Annotated in this window: 1 protein-coding gene; it reads right to left on the bottom strand. The window is 54.9% G+C overall.

Going from position 1 to position 652, the window contains the following annotated elements; genetic code table 11:
- Positions 1-652, bottom strand: a 652-nt coding sequence (locus QP990_RS12135) for a hypothetical protein (protein WP_284799421.1), incomplete at both ends; no start/stop codon positions are given.

The raw sequence follows: 652 nt of genomic DNA, 5'->3' as shown, positions 1-652 counted from the left end.
ATAGCCCCCAACGCCAACAACACCGGAGCGACTGCCTTCTTCAAAAGCGGAAACGCCGCCACATTCGACGCCACCCACGCCACAGAAGCCACATAGAAAATAATCGACGCCGGAATAGCAATAAGTGCTGTCACAAACGCAGTTGCCCCAGCCCCAGCTACCGGCAACAAAGCCCCCACGGTGGAAAACAGTAAAAACAGTACCGCCAAAACAAAGCGTACTAACGGACGAACAACCAGCATCGCCGTCTGAAGCTGCTTACCTGCAAGCCGTGCCGTTACCAGCGACCGGAATACCACTACCTGCATAATCGGCAACGACACCGCAACCGCAGTGACCACCGGCGGAATAGAGTGCACACGGAACCGCAACAAACGCAAAACCGCCAACGCGGTGCCCGCCCCAATGAGAGGCAAGAACACCCCACCAACAACCACCGTGCGCACCAAATTCAACAACAGTGACCGGCCTGACAGAGTAGAGCTGCGAAGCATCAAAAAGATAATGAGCCCCACAACAGTAGAGGCAAACAACGCCACAATGACGAACGTCGTCACAGCAATAGCAACCGCAACAACCGCTTTCTCCACACCGGTCAAACGCAAAGGCTGCGTAACCCGCAGTAAAATACGAGCCTTCGTCACCACCATCA

Origin of the sequence: Corynebacterium sp. MSK071, assembly GCF_030232125.1 — a bacterium.
GTDB classification, from domain to species: Bacteria; Actinomycetota; Actinomycetes; order Mycobacteriales; family Mycobacteriaceae; genus Corynebacterium; species Corynebacterium kefirresidentii.
This window is presented reverse-complemented; position numbering and strand designations above follow the sequence as displayed.